Origin of the sequence: Streptacidiphilus sp. ASG 303 (genome assembly GCF_020991365.1) — a bacterium.
GTDB lineage: Bacteria > Actinomycetota > Actinomycetes > Streptomycetales > Streptomycetaceae > Peterkaempfera.
The window spans coordinates 359,156-376,700 of sequence record NZ_JAJLRA010000001.1 but is presented as its reverse complement, the minus strand read 5'-3'; the positions used below and the strand labels follow the sequence as shown (position 1 = coordinate 376,700).

The following is a 17,545-nucleotide window of genomic DNA, read 5'->3' as shown; positions in this document are numbered from 1 at the left end:
CCGCCGCGCGCCCGACCCGTACGACGACCCCGCCGGGCAGTGCCCGGCGGGGTCCGTGCTGTTCCGTGCTGTTCAGTGCGGCCGGTGCGGTCGGCGACCGGCGCCGGGCGGGGCGGCCCCGCCCGTGCGCCCGGCCGGCGGCGGGTCAGCTCCGGGCGGGGCGCAGCTCCTGCCGCGGGACGCGCACCGGCCGGGAGCCGGGGCCGCCGACGTGCGAGAACGGCTGGGTCCGCCAGTCCAGCTCCGGCGGCAGCGTCAGCAGGGCCTCCAGGGCCGGCCCGGCGTCGAGGGCGGGGTCCTCGTCGAAGTCGGCGGCGTCGTCCACCGGCTGGCCGGATCCGGGGCAGACCACCGAGGCGAACGGGTTCCACGCGCTGCGCAGGACCGCGTGCTGGGGGAGGCGCTCCTCGTCCTCGAGCAGGGCGATGGGGCGGTCGCACTCGGGGCAGCGGAGCCGGAGGATCTCCCAGGTCTCGCCGTCGCCGGGGTCGGCGCCCGGGAAGGGCGCCCGGGTTTCGCAGGGCTCGGGCTCGTCGGCGCGCAGCTCCGCCTCGGTGTCGCGGGTGCGCCGGTCAAGTACAGGCATGTTCATCCCCCTCGGGTGGGCCAGGCCGCCACGGCCGTGACCACAAGCAGCAATTCCCTCCACCTGCCCCACATAACCCTGCGGACCGACGCACTGTCATGCGCCCGGTGTGTCCTTGGTCACACGGGGCCCCGCGGAGCGCCCTCCGCGCTCCGGCACGCGCCCCCGGCACGTCCCGGCAGCGCCCCCCGGCGGGGCCCTCCGGCCGGGGTCCGCCGGTCCGGGGCCTGCCGGCCGCCGCCCCCGCGCCGGGTCAGCCGCCGGCCGCCTCCAGCTCCGCCGCCACCGCCCGGCGCAGCTGCTCCAGCCGCCGGGGCAGCGGCTCCCACCCGGGGGTGCCGGCCAGCTCCACGTTCAGCTCGGCCACGGTCCGGGTGTAGGCGCGCGCCAGCCCCCGGGGCATCAGCGGCATCCCCGGCGGCCGCCGACGCACCCGGCCGTCCGCGTCCGGCAGGCCCGCGTGGTTGCCGCGCACCGACACCCACAGCGCGTGCACCGGACCCTGCGCGGCCGCGACCAGCTCCTCCCGGACCGGCAGCCACCGCCGCAGGGCCGCCCGCGTCGGCCCGGACAGCGGCAGCACCTCGGTGTGCGGCGGGCTCACCGACCTGGCCTGCGGCCGCCGGACCAGCCGCACCTCGCCGAGGTCCCCGCTCGGGCCGCCGCCGCTGCCCCCGCCCAGGTCGCCCGTCCGCAGGGCGCACAGCTCCCCGGCCCGCGCCCCCGTGTCCAGGACCACGCCCACGAGCGCCAGCAGCCGGACCCGCCCCGGGTCCGCCCGCGCGTACCGCTCGGCCCCGTCCGCCAGGTACCGCAGCAGCAGGCCGCGGCGGCGCGGGTCCACCACCGGCTTCGGCTCGGGCACCAGCGGGCGCTCCGGCACCTCCAGCGCCACCCCGGCGCGCCGGGCCACGATCACCAGGCAGTCGGCGCGCACCCGCATGCTGGCGTCCGACGACCGGCCCGGGTCGGGCACCGCGCGGCGCCGCAGCTCGCCGCGGGCCGCCAGCTCCAGGTACGACTCCACGGCGGCGGGCTCCAGCAGGCCGCCCAGCGACGCGCCGGCCCCCGGCGGCAGCCCGCCGCGCTCGACCGCCCGGGCCAGCTCGCCGGCGACCCAGCGCAGCTGCCGCGCCCGGGCGCCGCTCACGCCGGGCTCCGCGGCCAGCTCCTCGACCACCCGCTCCAGCGCGGCCACTCCCGGCGCCGGCGTTCTCCCCTGCGACTCGGACATGCGGCCACCCTAGGAGCCGTCACCGACAGCGCCCCGACAGCGCCCCGGCAGCGCCCCGGCGGGGCCCCGCCGCCGCCATCCCCGCCGCCGCTGCCGCCCGTCCCCGGCGCCCCCGGGCGCGCCGGGGGTCCGGCCGGGTCGGCAGGGACGCGCCGCGCCCAGTAGGTTGGCCCCTTGTGGAGGATCTCGACCGTCAGATCGTGCAGCTGCTCGTCCAGGACGGGCGGATGAGTTACACCGACCTGGGGAAGGCCACCGGCCTCTCCACCTCGGCGGTGCACCAGCGGGTGCGCCGCCTGGAGCAGCGCGGCGTGATCCGCGGCTACGCCGCGGTCGTCGACCCCGACGCGGCGGGCCTGCCGCTCACCGCGTTCATCTCGGTCAAGCCGTTCGACCCCAGCGCGCCCGACGACGTGCCCGACCGCCTCGCCGGGATCGACGAGATCGAGGCGTGCCACAGTGTCGCGGGCGACGAGAACTACATCCTCAAGGTCCGGGTGGCCGGTCCCGGCGACCTGGAGCACCTGCTGGCGCGCATCCGCTCCGCCGCCGGCGTCTCCACCCGCACCACCGTCGTGCTCAGCACCCCGTACGAGGCCCGCCCGCCCAGGATCTGACCCCGTGTCCGGGCCCGCGGCCCCGGCCCGCCCCGGCCCGCGGCCCCGGGCCCGGTGCCACCCCGCTGCGCCGCGTCCGGGGGTGCCCGGCAGACTGGCCCCATGACCGATCGCACCACCGGCACCGTGCTCCTGCGCGGCGGCGCCGTCTACAGCCCCGCCGACCCCTTCGCCACCGCCATGGTGGTCCAGGACGGCACCGTCGCCTGGATCGGCTCGGAGGGCGCGGCGGACGCGTACGTCGACGGGGCCGACCGGGTGGTCGACCTCGCCGGGGCGCTGGTCACCCCGGCCTTCGTCGACGCCCACGTGCACGCCACCGCGACCGGCCTGGCCCTCACCGGCCTCGACCTCACCGGCTGCCCCTCCCTCGCCGAGGCCCTGGCCCGGCTGGAGCGCCACGTCCGGCAGGAGCGGTCCCGCGGCCGCCTCGCCGCCGGCGGGGGCGGCGACGGCGTCGTGGTCGGCCACGGCTGGGACGAGACGGGCTGGCCCGAGAACCGCGCGCCCACCCGCGAGGAGCTGGACACCGCCGCGGACGGCGCCGCCGTCTACCTCTCCCGCACCGACGTGCACTCCGCCGTCGCCTCCACCGCGCTGCGCGCCCGCGCCGACCGGTCCGGCGCCCTCTCCGGCCTCGCCGGGCACCACCCCGACGGCCCCCTCACCCGCGACGCCCACCACGCCGTGCGCCGCACCGCCCTCGACGGCATCTCCGCCGGCCAGCGGCGCGACGCCCAGCAGGCGGCCCTGAGCCGTGCCGCCTCCCTCGGCATCGGCTCCGTCCACGAGTGCGGCGGCCCCGACATCTCCTCCGAGGAGGACTTCACCGGCCTGCTCGCCCTGGCCGCCGAGGGCGGCGGGCCGCGGGTGTTCGGCTACTGGGGGGAGCTCGGCGCCGTCGGGACCGCCCGGCGCCTGGGCGCGGTCGGCGCGGGCGGCGACCTCTTCGTGGACGGCGCGATCGGCTCCCGGACCGCCTGCCTGCACGCCCCCTACGCGGACGCCGACGACGCCGGGGCCCCCGGCTCCACCGGCGCCGCCTACCTCACCGCCGCCGAGGTCGCCGACCACGTCGCCGCCTGCACGGAGGCGGGCCTCCAGGCGGGCTTCCACGCCATCGGGGACGCCGCCCTGGCCGCCGTCCTGGACGGCGTGCGGGCCGCCGCCGGGCGGCTGGGCGCCGGGCGGGTGCGGGCGCTGCGCCACCGGGTGGAGCACGCGGAGCTGCTGGACGATGCGGCGGTGGCCGCCTTCGCCGAGTTCGGCCTGGTCGCCTCCGTCCAGCCCGCCTTCGACGCCGCCTGGGGAGGCGAGGACGGCATGTACGCCCGCCGGCTGGGCGCCGAGCGGGCCCGGGCGCTCAACCCGTTCGCACAGCTCCTGCGGGCCGGGGTCCCGCTGGCCTTCGGCTCCGACGCGCCGGTGACCCCGCTGGACCCGTGGGGCACCGTGCGGGCCGCGGCGTTCCACCGGAACCCCGCGCACCGCGTCTCCGTGCGCGCCGCCTTCACCGCCCACACCCGGGGCGGCTGGCGGGCGCTCGGCCGCGACGACGCGGGCGTGCTGGTGCCGGGCGCCCCGGCGGACTTCGCGGTCTGGCAGGCGGGGGACCTGGTGGTGCAGGCCCCGGACTCGCGGGTGGCGGGCTGGTCCACCGACCCCCGCTCCGGCACCCCCGGCCTGCCCGACCTGACGCCGGGCGCGCCGCTGCCGGTCTGCCTGGCGACCGCGGTGCGCGGCCGGGTGGTGCACGGGTCCCTCTGACGGGGGACGGCGTCCGACGGGCGGCGTCCTCCGAGGGCGGCGTCCTCCGAGGGCGGCGTCCTCCGAGCAGGGCGTCGGCGGTCGGAGGAGTGTCGGGAGGGGCGCCCGGTGGCGCCGGAGGGCGCCCGGCCGCGGTTCCGGCGCGTCCCGGTCCGGGCGCGCCCGGCGCGCCGCACGCCGCGGCGGCGGCCGCCCGGGGGAGTGCGCGCCGGGCGCCGCGAAGATCGCCTGCGGCCGATCGGGTGGAGCCAGGTCCCCCCTCCGGGACGCGCCGCGGCGGACTCCTCACGCCGGAAGACCGCTCCGACCTGCGGTTCTGCTCCGTCCGCACAGGTCGGGCCGCAGTTGACAGACGGCGGTCGGCTACCAGTAGGTTCGACGCCGTCCACCTCCGGGGGGAACTCCCCCCGCAGGCCGCCCGACCGGGAACCTCCACGCCAAACCCGTGGCAGGCACTGGGCCGACGGACGGCGCCCCAGCGGCGCCGCCGACAGGCAGCCAGGTCCAGCCGCCGCGGCACGGGGCGCGTGGCAGCCGGCAGGCCAACCGGGGCCCGCCGGGCAGGTGCGACCCGGGCGGGGACCGGACGCTCAGTAGACAACGGCTCTCGGCCGATCCGCAGCCGGCGGGTCCCGGGTCGGACCGAAGGGCGTCCGGTCCCCGGTCCGCCGCACCCGCGCCCCCCTCGGCCACCCCTCCCGCGCCCGGCCCCCGCCGGGATGCCCGGACCGCGCCCCGGCACCCCCCGCGCCCCGGCTCGTCCTGCCGCCCGCGCCCCGGCACCCCCCGCGCCCCGGCTCGTCCTGCCGCCCGCGCCCCGGACCCGGCCGCTCCCGCCCCTCCCGACCCGGTCCCCTGATCCGGCCCTCCCCGTCGCGCGTTGTACCGTCGTCGCACGTCGCGTCACCCGTCCGGACGGCGCGCGCACGGAACCACCGACCAGAGAGGCGGCGCGCGTGGCAGTGCCCGTAGACCCCGTGCTCCGCGGGCAGACCGACGCGGCGGACCCCGTCCCCGGCCCGCCCGACGGCCGCCCGGCCCCCGCCGACCCGACGGCCGCGCCGCAGACCGGTGCCGCCGCCCCCGAGCCGCCCGGCGGCACGCCGGCCGCCCCCGCACCGGCCCGGGCCGACGGCCGCCCGCCACGCCGCGAGCGGCTGCGGCGCGGACTGCCCCGCACCGCCGCCGCGGCGCTCTTCGGCCTGATGCTGGCCGCCGCCTTCCCGCCGTACGACCTGTGGCCGCTGTCGGTGGCCGCCGTCGCCGGCCTCTCGCTGCTCACCCGCGGCCGCACGGCCCGGCAGGGCGCCTGGACGGGCTTCGCCTTCGGCGTGCCCTTCCTGCTCTGGCTGCTCGACTGGCTGCGGGTGATCGGCTCCGACGCCTGGATCGCGCTCTCGCTGGTCGAGGCGCTCTTCCTGGCCGCCATGGGCGCCGGCCTGGCCGTCACCTCCCGGCTGCGGGCGTGGCCGCTGTGGACGGCCTGCCTCTGGGTCGCCCAGGAGTGGGCCCGCGACCGCCTGCCGCTCGGCGGCTTCCCCTGGGGCAGGCTGGCGTTCGCCAACACGGCGACCCCGTACACGCCGCTCGCCGCGCTGGGGGGCGCGCCCCTGGTCACCTTCGCCGTCGCGCTGACCGGCGCCCTGCTGGCCGCGGCCGCCCTGCCCCTGCTGCGGCACGCACCGGCGGCGCTGCGCCGCCGCCTCCCGGTCCCGCCCCTCCCCGACGCCCCCGCGGCCCCCGACGCCCCGCCCGCCCCCCGGCGGACGCTGCGGCTCGCCGCCGTACCGGCCGTCGCCGCCGTCGCCGCGGCCCTCGCCGGCCAGGCCGTCCCCGTCCCCGTCCCCACCGCGCCGGACGACACCGCGGAGGTCGCCGTCGTCCAGGGCAACGTGCCCCACCCCGGCATGGACTTCCTGGGCCGCCCGATGGCGGTGCTCAACAACCACGTGAGCGCCACCGAGCGCCTCGCCGCGGACGTCGCCGCCGGCCGCAGCCCCCGCCCCGACGCCGTGATCTGGCCGGAGAACTCCTCCGACCTCGACCCCTTCCGCAACCCCGAGGCGTACGCCGCCGTCGACCGCGCGGTGAAGGCGGTCGGCGTGCCCGTGCTGGTCGGCACCCTCGTCGACGGCCCGGACCGGCAGCACGTCCGCAACGAGGGCATCGTCTGGGACCCGGCCACCGGCCCCGGCGCCTCGTACACCAAGCAGCACCCGGTGCCGTTCGGCGAGTACGTGCCGTTCCGCTCCCTGCTGTCCAAGGTCGTCACCCGGCTCGACCGGGTGGCCCGCGACTTCTACCCCGGCACCACCACGGGCGTCCTCCAGGTGGGGAAGGTCCGCGTCGGCGACGTGATCTGCTTCGAGATCGCCTACGACGGGATCGTCCGCGACGCCGTCGACGCCGGCGGCCGGGTGCTGGTCGTCCAGACCAACAACGCCACCTACGCCCGCAGCGGCCAGCCCGAGCAGCAGCTGGCCATGTCGCGGCTGCGCGCGGTCGAGCACGGCCGCGCCGTGCTGATCGCCGCGACCAGCGGGATCAGCGCGGTGGTCGGGCCGGACGGCACGGTCCGGCAGCGCACGGCCGAGCTGACCGCGGCCCGGCTGACGGCGGCGGTCCCCCTGCGCGACGGAACGACACCCGCCGACCGTCTCGGTGCCTGGCCCGAGTGGGCGGTCGCTATTGTTGGGCTGTCCTCCTGCGCGGCGGCCGTCCTGCGGACCAGGTCCCGCCGCGGTACCGGGCCTGTCCCGCCGACCGTCGGGACCGCCGGCGACTGACGGGTGCACCGCGCGGGAGTGCAGCCGAACAGGGGGGACGGCACCGGGGGGCCGACAGGCCGGCGGGGACGCGGCGCGTCCGCGCCTGCCTCGCACGCCCCGTCCCCGCACCGCCGCGGGGACGCCTCCGCCGCACCACACCGCCCGCCGCAAGGGAGAGAAAGGCCGGTCCGTGACCGACAAGCACGTCGAAGAGCCCCATGACTTCGCCGAACTCGGCAAAATCCTGGTCATCATTCCGACCTACAACGAGGCCGAGAACGTCACCCGCATCACCGCCCGCGTCCGCGCCGCGGTGCCCGAGGCGCACATCCTCGTCGCGGACGACAACAGCCCCGACGGCACCGGGGAGATCGCCGACGGGCTCGCCGCCGACGACGACCACCTCCACGTGATGCACCGCAAGGGCAAGGAGGGCCTGGGCGCCGCCTACCTGGCCGGGTTCCGCTGGGGTCTCGACAACGGCTACGACGTGCTGGTCGAGATGGACGCCGACGGCTCCCACCAGCCGGAGCAGCTGCCCCGGCTGCTGACCGCGCTGCGCGGCGCCGACCTGGTGCTGGGCTCCCGCTGGGTGCCCGGCGGCAGCGTCGTCAACTGGCCCAAGCACCGCGAGTTCCTCTCCCGCGGCGGCAGCCTCTACTCGCGCCTCATGCTCGGCGCGCAGCTCCGCGACATCACCGGCGGCTACCGCGCCTTCCGCAAGGGGACGCTCCTCGGCCTCGGCATGGACGAGGTCGCCTCGCAGGGCTACTGCTTCCAGGTCGACCTCGCCTGGCGCGCCGTCCGCGCCGGCTTCCGGGTGGTCGAGGTCCCGATCACCTTCGTCGAGCGGGAGCTCGGCGCCAGCAAGATGAGCCGCGGCATCGTCGTCGAGGCGCTGATGCGCGTCACCGCCTGGGGCGTGCAGAACCGCCTCGGCAGGCTGCCCGCCCCGCGGCCGGCCGACCGGAACACCCCCGTCGCCCCGGACGTTGAGTCGAAGGCGGGGGCGGGCGGCACCGTCCGCTGACGCCCGGCACGGCGACCGCGGCGGCACCGCCGCCGGGCACGGCCGGCCGGCCCGGTCCGCACCCCCCGCAGGGCCGAGCGCCCCGCCCCCGGCACCCGGGAGGCGGGGCGGCCCGGCAGGCCGGCGTCCCGCCCGGGGGCGCCCGCGGAGCGAGGAGTGGAACCCGCCGTGACCGACCCCCGTCCGACCGCCCGCGCCTCCGCCGCCCCGGCGGGGCGCGGCGGACGGCTGCGCACCCTGCTGCCGCTCGCCGTCGCGGCCTGGCTGGTCCTGGAGATCTGGCTGGCCCTGGAGGTCGCCTCGGTCCTCGGCGGCCTCGCGGTGGCGGCGCTGTTCCTGGCGGGTGCCCTCGTCGGGGGCTGGACCGTCAAACGCGCCGGCCTGCGCGCCCTGCGCTCCGCGGCCCGCTCCGTGGAGCAGGGCCGCGAGCCCGAGGCGGGGGAGTCCCACACCGCCCTCACGATCACCGGCGGCGTGCTGCTGATCCTGCCCGGCTTCCTCTCCGACCTGCTCGGCCTCGCCTGCCTCTTCCCGCCGACCAGGGCGCTGCTGCGCCGCGTCCCGGTCCGTCTGGCCCGTGCGGCGGTCCGCCGCGGCCGGGCCGGCGACCCGCTGGCCGAGGCGCTGCGGCTGCAGGAGCAGCTGCGGGTCCACCGGCCCGGGGGCAGGGTCGTCCCGGGCGAGGTCGTGGACCGCGACGGCGGCCCCGGCGGCGCGTCCCGGGACGACGCCCGTCCGCCGCGCACCGTCCGGATCCTGCCGCCGGAGCAGCCGCCGCGCTGACGCCTGACGCCTGACGCGCGGGTGCGGGAGGCGGGGCGGGCCGGGTCCCCCCGGTCCGCCCCCGGTCCGTCCCGGACGGGGGCGCGCCACGGCGGGCCGCGGGGGTCCCGGCACGACGAAGGCCCTGGCGCCGGCAGATCGCTCTGCCGGCGCCAGGGCCTTCGCCTCCCCGCCGCTCACCGGGGGAGACGGTCGTCTCAGGCGCTCTTGCGGTTGTCCCGCGGGTGGACGGCCAGGTTCATCCCGCCGGAGCGGAGCACGGCCAGGCGCTCGGCCAGCACCTCCTCCAGCTCCTCCCTGGTGCGGCGCTCCATCAGCATGTCCCAATGGGTGCGCGCCGGCTTCACCTTCTTCTCCTCCGGCTCGTCCCCGTCGAGAAGGAGGGCCTCCGTACCGCAGAAGCGGCACTCCCACACGGGCGGGATCTCGGCCTCCACGGAGAACGGGACCTCGAAGCGGTGTCCGTTCTGACATGCGTACTCCACGGTCTGGCGCGGGGCCAGATCGATGCCGCGGTCGGTCTCGTAGCTGGTGGCCCCGAGTCGCGTGCCGCGGAGAGCTCGCTCACTCATGAATCGTGCCTCCCGGGCTTGTGGCCCACAGGACTGGTGGTCGCTGTCTAGGTGGTCGCTGTCTTCGTCGTTCCGGTCAACGCTCGGCCGCTGTCGAAGATTCCCGTCCCCAGACGCGCGTCGTCCGTCGTGCCGCCCCCGTTGTACCCATCCGCGCCCCTTTTGTCACATCTGGCGTGCGATGTCACCCTGGGTTTTCACGATTTTGCACGCAGTGACCGATCCCGACAGCCGCCGTCGGCGTACACTTCGCGCCTGCCCGCCCCGGCCCCGCCCATGCCCCCGGTCCGTGCCCCGGTCCGTCCGCGGCCCCCGCTCAGTACGCGCCCTCCGCCGCCGGGGCCGCCGTCGCCGGGGCCACGGCCGCCGGGTCCGCCGCCGGTGCGGCCGGGTCCGCCGCCGCAGGCGCCCCGCCGGTCCGCACGGCCCCTGCCGCGGGCCGCGAGAACCACCGCAGGAAGACCTGCGCCGCCGGCCCGATCGCCAGGGCGTACACCACCGTCCCCACGCCCACCGTGCCGCCCAGCAGCCAGCCCGCCGCCAGCACCGCCACCTCGATGCCGGTCCGCACCAGCCGGACCGAGCGCCCGGTCCGCCGGTGCAGCCCCGTCATCAGCCCGTCGCGCGGGCCCGGCCCGTACCCGGCCCCGATGTACAGGCCGGTCGCGGCCCCGTTGAGCAGGACGGCCGCCGCCAGGAGCAGCACCCGCAGGGGCAGCGGGCCGGGGGCGGGCACCGCCCACAGCGTCGCGTCCATGGAGGTGCCCACCACGACCACGTTGCTGACCGTGCCCAGGCCCGGCCGCTGCCGCAGCGGGATCCAGAGCAGCAGCACGGCCGCTCCGACCACGCAGGAGACCGTGCCGATCGTCCAGCCCGTGCGGAGCGCGACCCCCTGGTGGAAGACGTCCCAGGGGTCCAGCCCCAGGCCGGTCCGCACGAGCAGGCCGGAGCTGGCCCCGTACAGCACCAGTCCGGTGTACAGCTGCGTGAGACGTCGTGCGTGCATGGCCCCTCTGCTCCCTTGCGCGGACGCGGTCGGCGCCGGTGGCGCCGGTGGACCCGTCCGTGCCACTCTGGCCCGCAACCGGCCTGCACATCCACGGCCAATCCGAAGGAAGTGGACCGATCCGCATGCACGCGTGGACGACCGCCCTGGGCGCGGCCCGGCTCGCCCGGCTCCTCGGCGGCGCGGGCTTCCCCCCGGCGGACCGCACCCCGGCCTACCGCGGCCTCGCCGCCTCCGTCCGGCTGCTCCTCCTGGAGGGGCGCCTCGGCGTCGGGGTGCGGCTGCCCGCCGAGCGGGAGCTCGCCGCCGCCCTCGGCGTCAGCCGCACCACCGTGGCCGCCGGCTACCAGCAGCTGCGCGACTGGGGCTACCTGGCGAGCCGCCGCGGCTCGGGCAGCTGGACGGTCCTCCCCGACGGCCACCCGGTGCCCACCGGAGCCCTCGCACCCCTGCCCCCGGACCGCGCCGGAGCCGTCCTCGACCTGGGGTGCGCCGCCCTGCCCGCCCCCGAGCCCTGGCTCACCGCCGCCTTCACCGCGGCCCTCCAGGACCTCCCCGCGCACACCCGCACCCACGGCGACCACCCGGCCGGCCTGCCGGTCCTCCGGGAGGCCCTCGCCGACCGCTTCACCGCGCGCGGCCTGCCCACCACGCCCGAGCAGGTCATGGTGACCACCGGCGCGATGGGCGCCCTCGACGCCGTCCGGCGGCTGCTGGCCCGCTCCGGCGACCGGGTCGCCGTGGAGGCGCCCAGCTACGCGAACGTGCTGCAGATGCTGCGCCGCGACGGCCTGCGGCTCGTCCCGGTCGCCCTGGGGGAGGCCCTCTCCGGGTGGGACCCGGGGGAGTGGCGGCGGGTGCTGCGCGACGCGGCCCCGCGCGCCGCGTACGTCATCCCCGACTTCCACAACCCCACCGGGACGCTCGTCCCCGACGACCAGCGCGCCGCCCTCGCCGCCGCGGCGCGGGCGGCGGGCACCGTCCTGGTCGCGGACGAGACCATGGCCGAGCTCTCCTTCCCCGACGTCGACGGCGACGGCGACGGCGAGGGCAGCGGCAGGGGCGGCGGCGCGGCCCCCCGGCCGCGGCCGCTGGCCGCCCACGACCCCGGCGGCACGGTGGTGACCGTCGGCTCGGCCAGCAAGGCGGTGTGGGCCGGGCTGCGCATCGGCTGGGTGCGGGCGGCCCCCGCCGTCGTCCGCCGCCTGGTGGCGGACCGCGCCTACGCCGACCTGGGCTCACCCGTCCTGGAGCAGCTGGCCGTGGCCCGGCTGCTCCGCGACGGCGGCTGGGACGCGGCCCTGGCCGAGCGCCGCCTGCGCCTGCGCGCCCACCGCGACGCCTTCGCCGCCGCCCTGCGGGACGAGCGGCCCGAGTGGTCCTTCGACCTGCCGCCGGGCGGCCTCACGCTCTGGGTCCGCACGGCGGGCCTCTCCGGGGCGGCGCTGGCGGCCGAGGGCGACCGGCACGGCGTCCGGGTGGCCGCAGGTCCGCGCTTCGGCCTCGACGGCGCCTTCGAGCACTACCTCCGCCTGCCGCTCACCGTCGGCGGGGACACGGTACGCGAGGCCGTCCGCCGCCTCTCCCGCGCCGCCGACGCGGTGGCGGCGGGTGCCGGGGCCGACCGGCCCGGGGAGGTCTTCGTCGCCTGATCCGCGCGGCGCGCGGCGCACGCCGGCCTCCGCCCCGACGGAGGCCGGTACGGGACGGCCGCCGGTCCGCCCGCCCCCGGGCCCGGGCGCCGCCGGAGAGCGGCCCGGCGGCCCGGCGCCGGAGCGCCCCCTACCCGAGAGGCCGGGTCCGGGTCGCGGGTCCGGGCCGCGGGTCCGGGGTGCCGCGGTCGCTGTCCCCGTCCGGCGGACCGGCACGCGGCAGCCGACGCCCGCCCGGTCCTCCTGCCGCCCCGCTGCCGCTGGCGCCGCCGCCCCGGCCCGCGGGCCCGCGGCGCGCCGCGGAGGCCCGGCCGCGATGGGCCGGGCCCCCGCGGGAGGCCGTGTCCGGGGCGGGGGAGGCCCGCTCAGGACGCCGGGCCGGGCCGGACCGGGGACTTGACCAGGCTGGCCGCCGGGGCGGGCGCCTCGCCGCGGGGCTCCACGCGGGGCAGCAGGGCGGTCACCGCGTCCCGCCGGTCGGCGGGCACGTCCTCGTCCAGCGGGTCGGGCGCGGCGGGCACCTGCAGCCGCACCGGGGCCGCGCCGCCGAGCCGCGCGTAGCCGCGCCCGGCGGGCATCCGGGCCGCCGGGGCGATGTCCAGCGGCGCGCCCAGGGCGGCCTCCGCCTGCTCCGGCGTCGGGGCGCCCAGCACCACCCGCGCCCGCGCGGAGGCCCGGACCACGGGCCGGATCCGCTCCAGCGAGGCGAGGTGCTCGGCCACCACCACGGACACCCGCGCCGCGCGGCCCTGCCGCAGCGGCACCTCCAGCAGGTCCTGCGGGTCGGGACGGCCCTCGGCGTGCGCCAGTTCGCTCAGCTCGACGGGGTGGTCCACCAGGATCCAGAGCGGCCGGGTGGCGTGCCGCGGCGGGGCCGAGCCGACCAGCCGCGCGCGGTCGAGCGCCGCGAGCCGCCGGGTGGTCTCGCCCGCCGCCCACTGGAGCGCGGCGACCGCGCCCTGCACGCCGGTCTCCACGCGCCGCACCCCGGGCCGTCCCGCCAGGCAGCCGTACTCGCCGGTGCCCGCACCGTCGACGAGCACGACGTCGCCGTGCGGCAGCGCCTGGAGGGCGAGGCCGCGGAGCAGCGTGGAGGTGCCGGAGCGGGGGGTGCCGAGGGCCAGCAGGTGCGCGTCGGCCGACCGCGCCGCGGTGCGCCACACCACGGGGGGCTGGTGGTCCCGGCCGCCGCTGCGGTCCAGGGGGATGGTGCGGTCGCTGTCCCCGGGGTCGGTGACGCCGAGGACGAGCTCGCCCGGCCCGGCCACGAAGCGCTGCACCGCGATGTCGTCGGGCAGCGCCGGGAGCGCCTCCATGCGCAGCCGGTTGCCCTCCTCGTCCCAGTGGAAGCGGTACTCGCGGGTGCGGCCCGCCTTCCCCTGCAGCACCTGCTCGACGCGCGCCCGCGCGGCGGCCTCGCTGTCCGGGAAGTACGCCGGGTAGACGAGGTCCAGGAGGGCGAGGCGCCCGTCGGCGTCGAACTCCCACGCGGGGAAGGCGGCCCGGTGGTCGCCGTCGTGCACGTAGAGCGGCTTGGGGTCCTCGGGCCGCGCCAGGTAGGGCGTGAGCGCCGCGTACACGGCCTGCAGCTTGAGCTGGACCGGGTCGGGCGCCGGAGCCGCGGCCGGGGCCCGGTCGCGGCCCGCCCACGCGGCGCTCGCGAGGAGGCAGGCCCCGGCCAGCACCAGCCCGTAGGGGAGGACGGCCAGGGACGCGGCCACCGCGGCGACGAGCAGCAGCGCGGGGCCGCGGCGGTCGCCGGGGGTGCGCTGCCACCAGGCGCGCGCCCAGGCGGCGTGGTGGCGGAGCCCGCGGACGACCAGCATCAGCGGTCCGAGCACGTCGGCGGCGTGGTCCCCGGCGGTGCGCGCCAGGTCGCGGCCGCGGACGAGGGTGCGGTTGAGGGACATCGGCTCTCCCCGAGCGGTGCAGCGGCGGTTGCGGACGGAAGGCGGAGGGGCGGAGGGCGGAGGGCGGAGGTGCGGACGCGGAGATCGGGGGACGGGCGGGGCGGGGGCGTGCGGCGGGCGGCGGACGGAAGGAGGCCCGGGGCGGTGGGGGCCGCGCCCGGGCCTTCTCGAAGGGTGGAGCCGGAGCTCCGGGTCAGAACTTGAGGCCGCCGAGCAGGCCGGCCACGCTCTGGCTTCCGGCGTGGATGCTGGGCGCGATGGCTGTACTCGCCAGGTAGAACCCGAACAGGGCGCAGACCAGGGCGTGGGCGAGCTTCAGTCCGCATTTCCGGGAGAGGAGGAAGACGATCACGCCGAGGAAGACGACGCCGGAAAACGAGAGGATCATGGGGGTGCTCCTCGAGAGGGGGACAGCATTCCGCGAGGGAGCTACGGAATGTGCCCTCATCGTGACAAAAAGTAATAGATGAGGAAAGCGGCAAACGGGTGGTTGTGCGGAGAGTGACCGCCGCCGCACGGGAACCGTGTCCCGGACCCCCGCCCGTACCGCCCCGCCGCCGGAAGGGACCCCGATGACCGAGCCGACCACCCCGCCCGGACCCGCCCCCGAACCGGATCCCGCCCGGGAGCCCGACCCGGAACCCGACCCGGAACCCGACCCGGAGCCCGACCCGGAGGTCGTCGCCCTGGCCGGGAGGATCTTCATGATGGCCAGGACCGGCGACGCCGCGGCCCTCGCCGCCTACGTCGACGCCGGCGTGCCCGCCGACCTCTGCAACGACCGCGGCGACACCCTGCTGATGCTCGCCGCCTACCACGGCCACGCCCCCGCCGTCCGCGCCCTCCTGGAGCGCGGCGCCGACCCCGACCGCCCCAACGACCGCGGCCAGACCCCCCTCGCCGGCGCGGTCTTCAAGGGCGAGGACGAGGTCGTCCGCGCCCTGGTCGGTGCGGGCGCCGACCCCCGCGCCGGGCGGCCCTCCGCCCTGGACGCCGCCCGCATGTTCGGCAAGGACGCCCTGGTGGCGCTGCTCGACCGCCCCTGAGGCCCGTCCGGCCGCCGGGTAGGCTTGCCCGCCGTGGAGATACGCACGGTGGGCTACGACCACCCGGACGCCGTCCGGCTGGTCGCCGAGGTCCAGCAGGAGTACGTCGCCCGGTACGGCGGCGCGGACGACACACCCGTCGACCCCCGCCAGTTCGACCTGCCGGGCGGCCTCTTCGCCGTCGCCTACCTCGGCGGCGCCCCCGTGGCCTGCGGAGGCTGGCGGGCCAGGGACGCCGACCCGTACGGCCTGTGCGACGGCGACGCGGAGCTCAAGCGCATGTACGTCGTCCCCGGCGCCCGCGGCCGCGGGCTGGCCCGGGCCCTGCTGCGCCACCTGGAGGCGGCCGCCGTCGCGGCGGGCCGCTCCCGGATGGTCCTGGAGACGGGCACCGAGCAGCCCGAGGCGGTCGCCCTCTACACCGCCGAGGGCTACGCGCCGATCACCAAGTTCGGCCTGTACCGCGACGAGCCGAGCAGCATCTGCATGGGCAAGCACCTGGACCCGGCCGGCCCCGCCGCCGTCCCCGGACCGGCCGCCGCGCCGCGGCCGGGGGAACGGGACGCCAGCCCGGTCTGACCCGCGCCCCGTCCGACCCGGGCCCGTCCTGCCCTGCCCGACCCGGGCCCCGCCCCGCCCGCGCGCCGTCCGACCGCGCCCGGCGCGGGCCCGGCGCGCCGGTCACGCGTCACCCGGGCGGCCGGGCCCGGCCGCAGGCCCGCCCCGGCCGGGCCATCCTGGAGGCCGGGGCGCCGAAGGGCGGCCGCCACCGGCGAGGAGTCCGAGATGGACAGCAGCCAGCAGATCCACGAGGTCGTGGTCGGCGTCGACGCACTGCCGGAGTCGGGTCCGGCCCTGGAGTGGGCCGCGACCGAGGCGGAGCGCCTCGGCTGCCCGCTGCGCATGGTGCACGCCGTCGACACCGGGACGGCCACCCTCTCCTGCCGGGCCTCGGCCGGCGCCACCGAGCTGATCATGCAGGCCGGCCGCGACCTGCTGGCCGAGGCGGCGGCGCAGGTGGCCTCCGCCCACCCGGGGCTCGACGCCGCCGCCGCCGTCACCGCCGCCGACCCCGCCGCAGCGATCCTGGACGCGTCCGGCCCGCACACCCTGGCCGTGGTCGGCTCCCGCGGCCGGGGCGGCTTCGCCTCGCTGCTGCTCGGCTCGGTCAGCCTGCGGGTGGCCGCCCACGCCGAGTGCCCGGTCGTCGTGGTGCACGCCCCGTCGCAGCCCGGTGAGGGGCTGGGCGTCCTGGTGGGCGTGCTGGGCGAGGAGGACGTGCCCGTCGTCCGGTTCGCCCTGGAGGCCGCGGTGCGCCGCGGTGCGCCCGTCCGCGCGCTGCACGCCTGGTCGGCGGTGTCCGACGCCGGTCACATGGTGCCCATGGTCGACAGCCTCGACGAGGAGGAGCGGGAGCACGCCCGGCTGCTGCACCGCACCGTCGCGGCCGCCCGTGAGGGGCTCCCGGAGGATCTCCCGGGAGGCAGGGTCGCCGCCGACGTGGTGAGCGGGACGGCCGCCGCCGCCCTCGTCGAGGCGTCCGCCCACGCCTCCCTGCTCGTCGTCGGAGCCCCCCGCCGGGCGCGCGTCGGCCGCCTGGGGCAGCACCTGGGCAGCGTGGTCCACGCCGTCCTGCACCACGCGCACTGCCCGGTGGCGGTCGTCCCGGTCGGCTGAGGCCGCCGCCCGCCGCCCGCCGCCCGCCGCCCGCAGGCCGCAGGCCAGGCCGGGCCGGGCCGGGCCCGATGTGCGCGGCCCGCGGCCCGCGGCCCGCCGCCCGCGGGCCGTGGGCCGTACGCCGTTCCGGGGTGAACCGCCCGGGGCCGCCGTCCGTATGACCCGTCGTGCCCGGCACCGCCTCCCCGCCGGAGGCGGTGTGCCCCCACGACCGTGAGGACCGCCCATGACCGACCAGAGCAGCGCGTCCCTGCTGGCCCTCCCCGAGGGCGGCGCCGAAGTCAGGCTCGTGGTCCACCTCCGCTGGGAGGACGTCGCCGCCCTGGGCGAGGAGGCGGGGCGGCTCGCCGTCCAGCTCCAGCGCCCGGTCACCCTGGACGAGGCTGCCGGCCGCCTCCTGAGCGCCCGCCCCGGCCCGCCCTCCCCGAAGGAGCGCATGGCGTCCGCCCCCGCCGCGCTCCCCGTGCGCTCGCCCGTGGAGCAGGCCCGCCAGGCCATCGAGCAGGCCGGTGCGGCGGCCCCCGACCCGGCGGCGTCCGGTGCGGCGGCGCAGGCCGCCTCCTCCACGGCCCGGCACGCCTCCTCCGCCGCCACGGCGATCGGTGCGCCGTCCGGTTCCCCGAGCGGGGCTTCGGCCGGACTGCCGGCCGGGTCGGCGGGTGGCTCCTCCACGATCGGCTCCTCCACGACCGGATCCTCGGCGATCGGCGCGCGGTGGTCCGGCGCGGCGGCCGACTCCGGCACCCGTGCCACGGAGGCCCTCCGCCGCGCGGAGTGACGCGGGGGGTGCGGAGGCCGCCCGGGCGGCCTCCGCACCCGCGCCGCAGAGGCCGGAGCCCCCGGGCGGGCGCGGACCCCGGGCCCCGGCCGCCGCCGGTCCGGGGGACCACCGTG

Annotated in this window: 16 protein-coding genes; 10 read left to right on the top strand and 6 right to left on the bottom strand. The window is 79.1% G+C overall.

Annotated features, from left to right (window positions below):
• Positions 1 to 145 precede the first annotated feature (145 nt).
• Both LO771_RS01695 and LO771_RS01690 read right to left on the bottom strand, forming a co-directional pair.
• Positions 146 to 586: a hypothetical protein gene (locus tag LO771_RS01695; protein ID WP_230647567.1), complete on the bottom strand. Its 441-nt coding sequence runs from the start codon at positions 584 to 586 to the stop codon at positions 146 to 148.
• Positions 587 to 839: 253 nt separating this feature from the next.
• Entirely contained in the window at positions 840 to 1,820 is a 981-nt protein-coding gene (locus tag LO771_RS01690; RefSeq protein ID WP_230647565.1) for a site-specific integrase, read from the bottom strand.
• A gap of 176 nt (positions 1,821 to 1,996) precedes the next feature.
• On the opposite strand from LO771_RS01690, the gene LO771_RS01685 reads away from it, so the two are divergent.
• The 5 genes from LO771_RS01685 to fxsA all read left to right on the top strand — a co-directional run bounded on the left by LO771_RS01685 (position 1,997) and on the right by fxsA (position 8,785).
• Positions 1,997 to 2,437 (top strand): Lrp/AsnC family transcriptional regulator, encoded by a 441-nt coding sequence (locus LO771_RS01685; protein ID WP_230647563.1) that lies wholly within the window; start codon positions 1,997 to 1,999, stop codon positions 2,435 to 2,437.
• Positions 2,438 to 2,539: 102 nt separating this feature from the next.
• The gene (locus LO771_RS01680; RefSeq protein ID WP_230647561.1) at positions 2,540 to 4,204 is read left to right on the top strand and encodes an amidohydrolase; all 1,665 of its coding nucleotides are present in this window, start codon (positions 2,540 to 2,542) and stop codon (positions 4,202 to 4,204) included.
• Positions 4,205 to 5,181: 977 nt separating this feature from the next.
• Positions 5,182 to 6,990, top strand: a complete 1,809-nt coding sequence (gene lnt, locus LO771_RS01675; protein ID WP_374228045.1) for an apolipoprotein N-acyltransferase — start codon at positions 5,182 to 5,184, stop codon at positions 6,988 to 6,990.
• Between the two features lie 172 nt (positions 6,991 to 7,162).
• Complete coding sequence (locus LO771_RS01670; RefSeq protein ID WP_230647559.1) at positions 7,163 to 8,002, top strand: polyprenol monophosphomannose synthase; 840 nt, start codon at positions 7,163 to 7,165, stop codon at positions 8,000 to 8,002.
• 168 nt (positions 8,003 to 8,170) lie between these two features.
• The gene (gene fxsA, locus LO771_RS01665; protein ID WP_230647557.1) at positions 8,171 to 8,785 is read left to right on the top strand and encodes an FxsA family membrane protein; all 615 of its coding nucleotides are present in this window, start codon (positions 8,171 to 8,173) and stop codon (positions 8,783 to 8,785) included.
• Between the two features lie 197 nt (positions 8,786 to 8,982).
• Here the strand turns inward: fxsA and LO771_RS01660 are convergent, their stop codons facing one another.
• Both LO771_RS01660 and LO771_RS01655 read right to left on the bottom strand, forming a co-directional pair.
• Positions 8,983 to 9,357: an RNA polymerase-binding protein RbpA gene (locus LO771_RS01660; protein ID WP_055585521.1), complete on the bottom strand. Its 375-nt coding sequence runs from the start codon at positions 9,355 to 9,357 to the stop codon at positions 8,983 to 8,985.
• Between the two features lie 316 nt (positions 9,358 to 9,673).
• The gene (locus LO771_RS01655; protein WP_230647555.1) at positions 9,674 to 10,366 is read right to left on the bottom strand and encodes a YitT family protein; all 693 of its coding nucleotides are present in this window, start codon (positions 10,364 to 10,366) and stop codon (positions 9,674 to 9,676) included.
• Positions 10,367 to 10,491: 125 nt separating this feature from the next.
• Between LO771_RS01655 and LO771_RS01650 the strand changes: the two genes are divergently transcribed.
• Positions 10,492 to 12,018, top strand: a complete 1,527-nt coding sequence (locus tag LO771_RS01650) for a PLP-dependent aminotransferase family protein (RefSeq protein WP_230647553.1) — start codon at positions 10,492 to 10,494, stop codon at positions 12,016 to 12,018.
• Between the two features lie 365 nt (positions 12,019 to 12,383).
• On the opposite strand, the gene LO771_RS01645 is transcribed toward LO771_RS01650, so the two are convergent.
• Together LO771_RS01645 and LO771_RS01640 are read right to left on the bottom strand one after the other, a co-directional pair.
• The gene (locus LO771_RS01645) at positions 12,384 to 13,928 is read right to left on the bottom strand and encodes a hypothetical protein (protein ID WP_230647552.1); all 1,545 of its coding nucleotides are present in this window, start codon (positions 13,926 to 13,928) and stop codon (positions 12,384 to 12,386) included.
• A gap of 193 nt (positions 13,929 to 14,121) precedes the next feature.
• Positions 14,122 to 14,316: a hypothetical protein gene (locus LO771_RS01640; protein ID WP_230647550.1), complete on the bottom strand. Its 195-nt coding sequence runs from the start codon at positions 14,314 to 14,316 to the stop codon at positions 14,122 to 14,124.
• A 316-nt stretch (positions 14,317 to 14,632) separates the two neighbouring features.
• Here LO771_RS01640 and LO771_RS01635 point away from each other — a divergent pair, with 316 nt between their 5' ends.
• From LO771_RS01635 to LO771_RS31205, 4 genes are all read left to right on the top strand, one after another.
• Positions 14,633 to 14,974: an ankyrin repeat domain-containing protein gene (locus LO771_RS01635; protein WP_230647929.1), complete on the top strand. Its 342-nt coding sequence runs from the start codon at positions 14,633 to 14,635 to the stop codon at positions 14,972 to 14,974.
• A gap of 33 nt (positions 14,975 to 15,007) precedes the next feature.
• Positions 15,008 to 15,553 carry a GNAT family N-acetyltransferase gene (locus tag LO771_RS01630; protein ID WP_230647548.1) on the top strand — a complete coding sequence of 182 codons (546 nt, stop codon included), beginning with the start codon at positions 15,008 to 15,010 and terminating at the stop codon, positions 15,551 to 15,553.
• Between the two features lie 207 nt (positions 15,554 to 15,760).
• A complete protein-coding gene (locus LO771_RS01625) occupies positions 15,761 to 16,651 on the top strand; it encodes a universal stress protein (protein ID WP_230647546.1) in 891 nt (296 codons plus the stop codon).
• A 226-nt stretch (positions 16,652 to 16,877) separates the two neighbouring features.
• On the top strand, positions 16,878 to 17,429 hold the full coding sequence (locus tag LO771_RS31205) for a hypothetical protein (RefSeq protein WP_308188805.1): 552 nt from the start codon (positions 16,878 to 16,880) through the stop codon (positions 17,427 to 17,429).
• Positions 17,430 to 17,545: the final 116 nt, after the last annotated feature.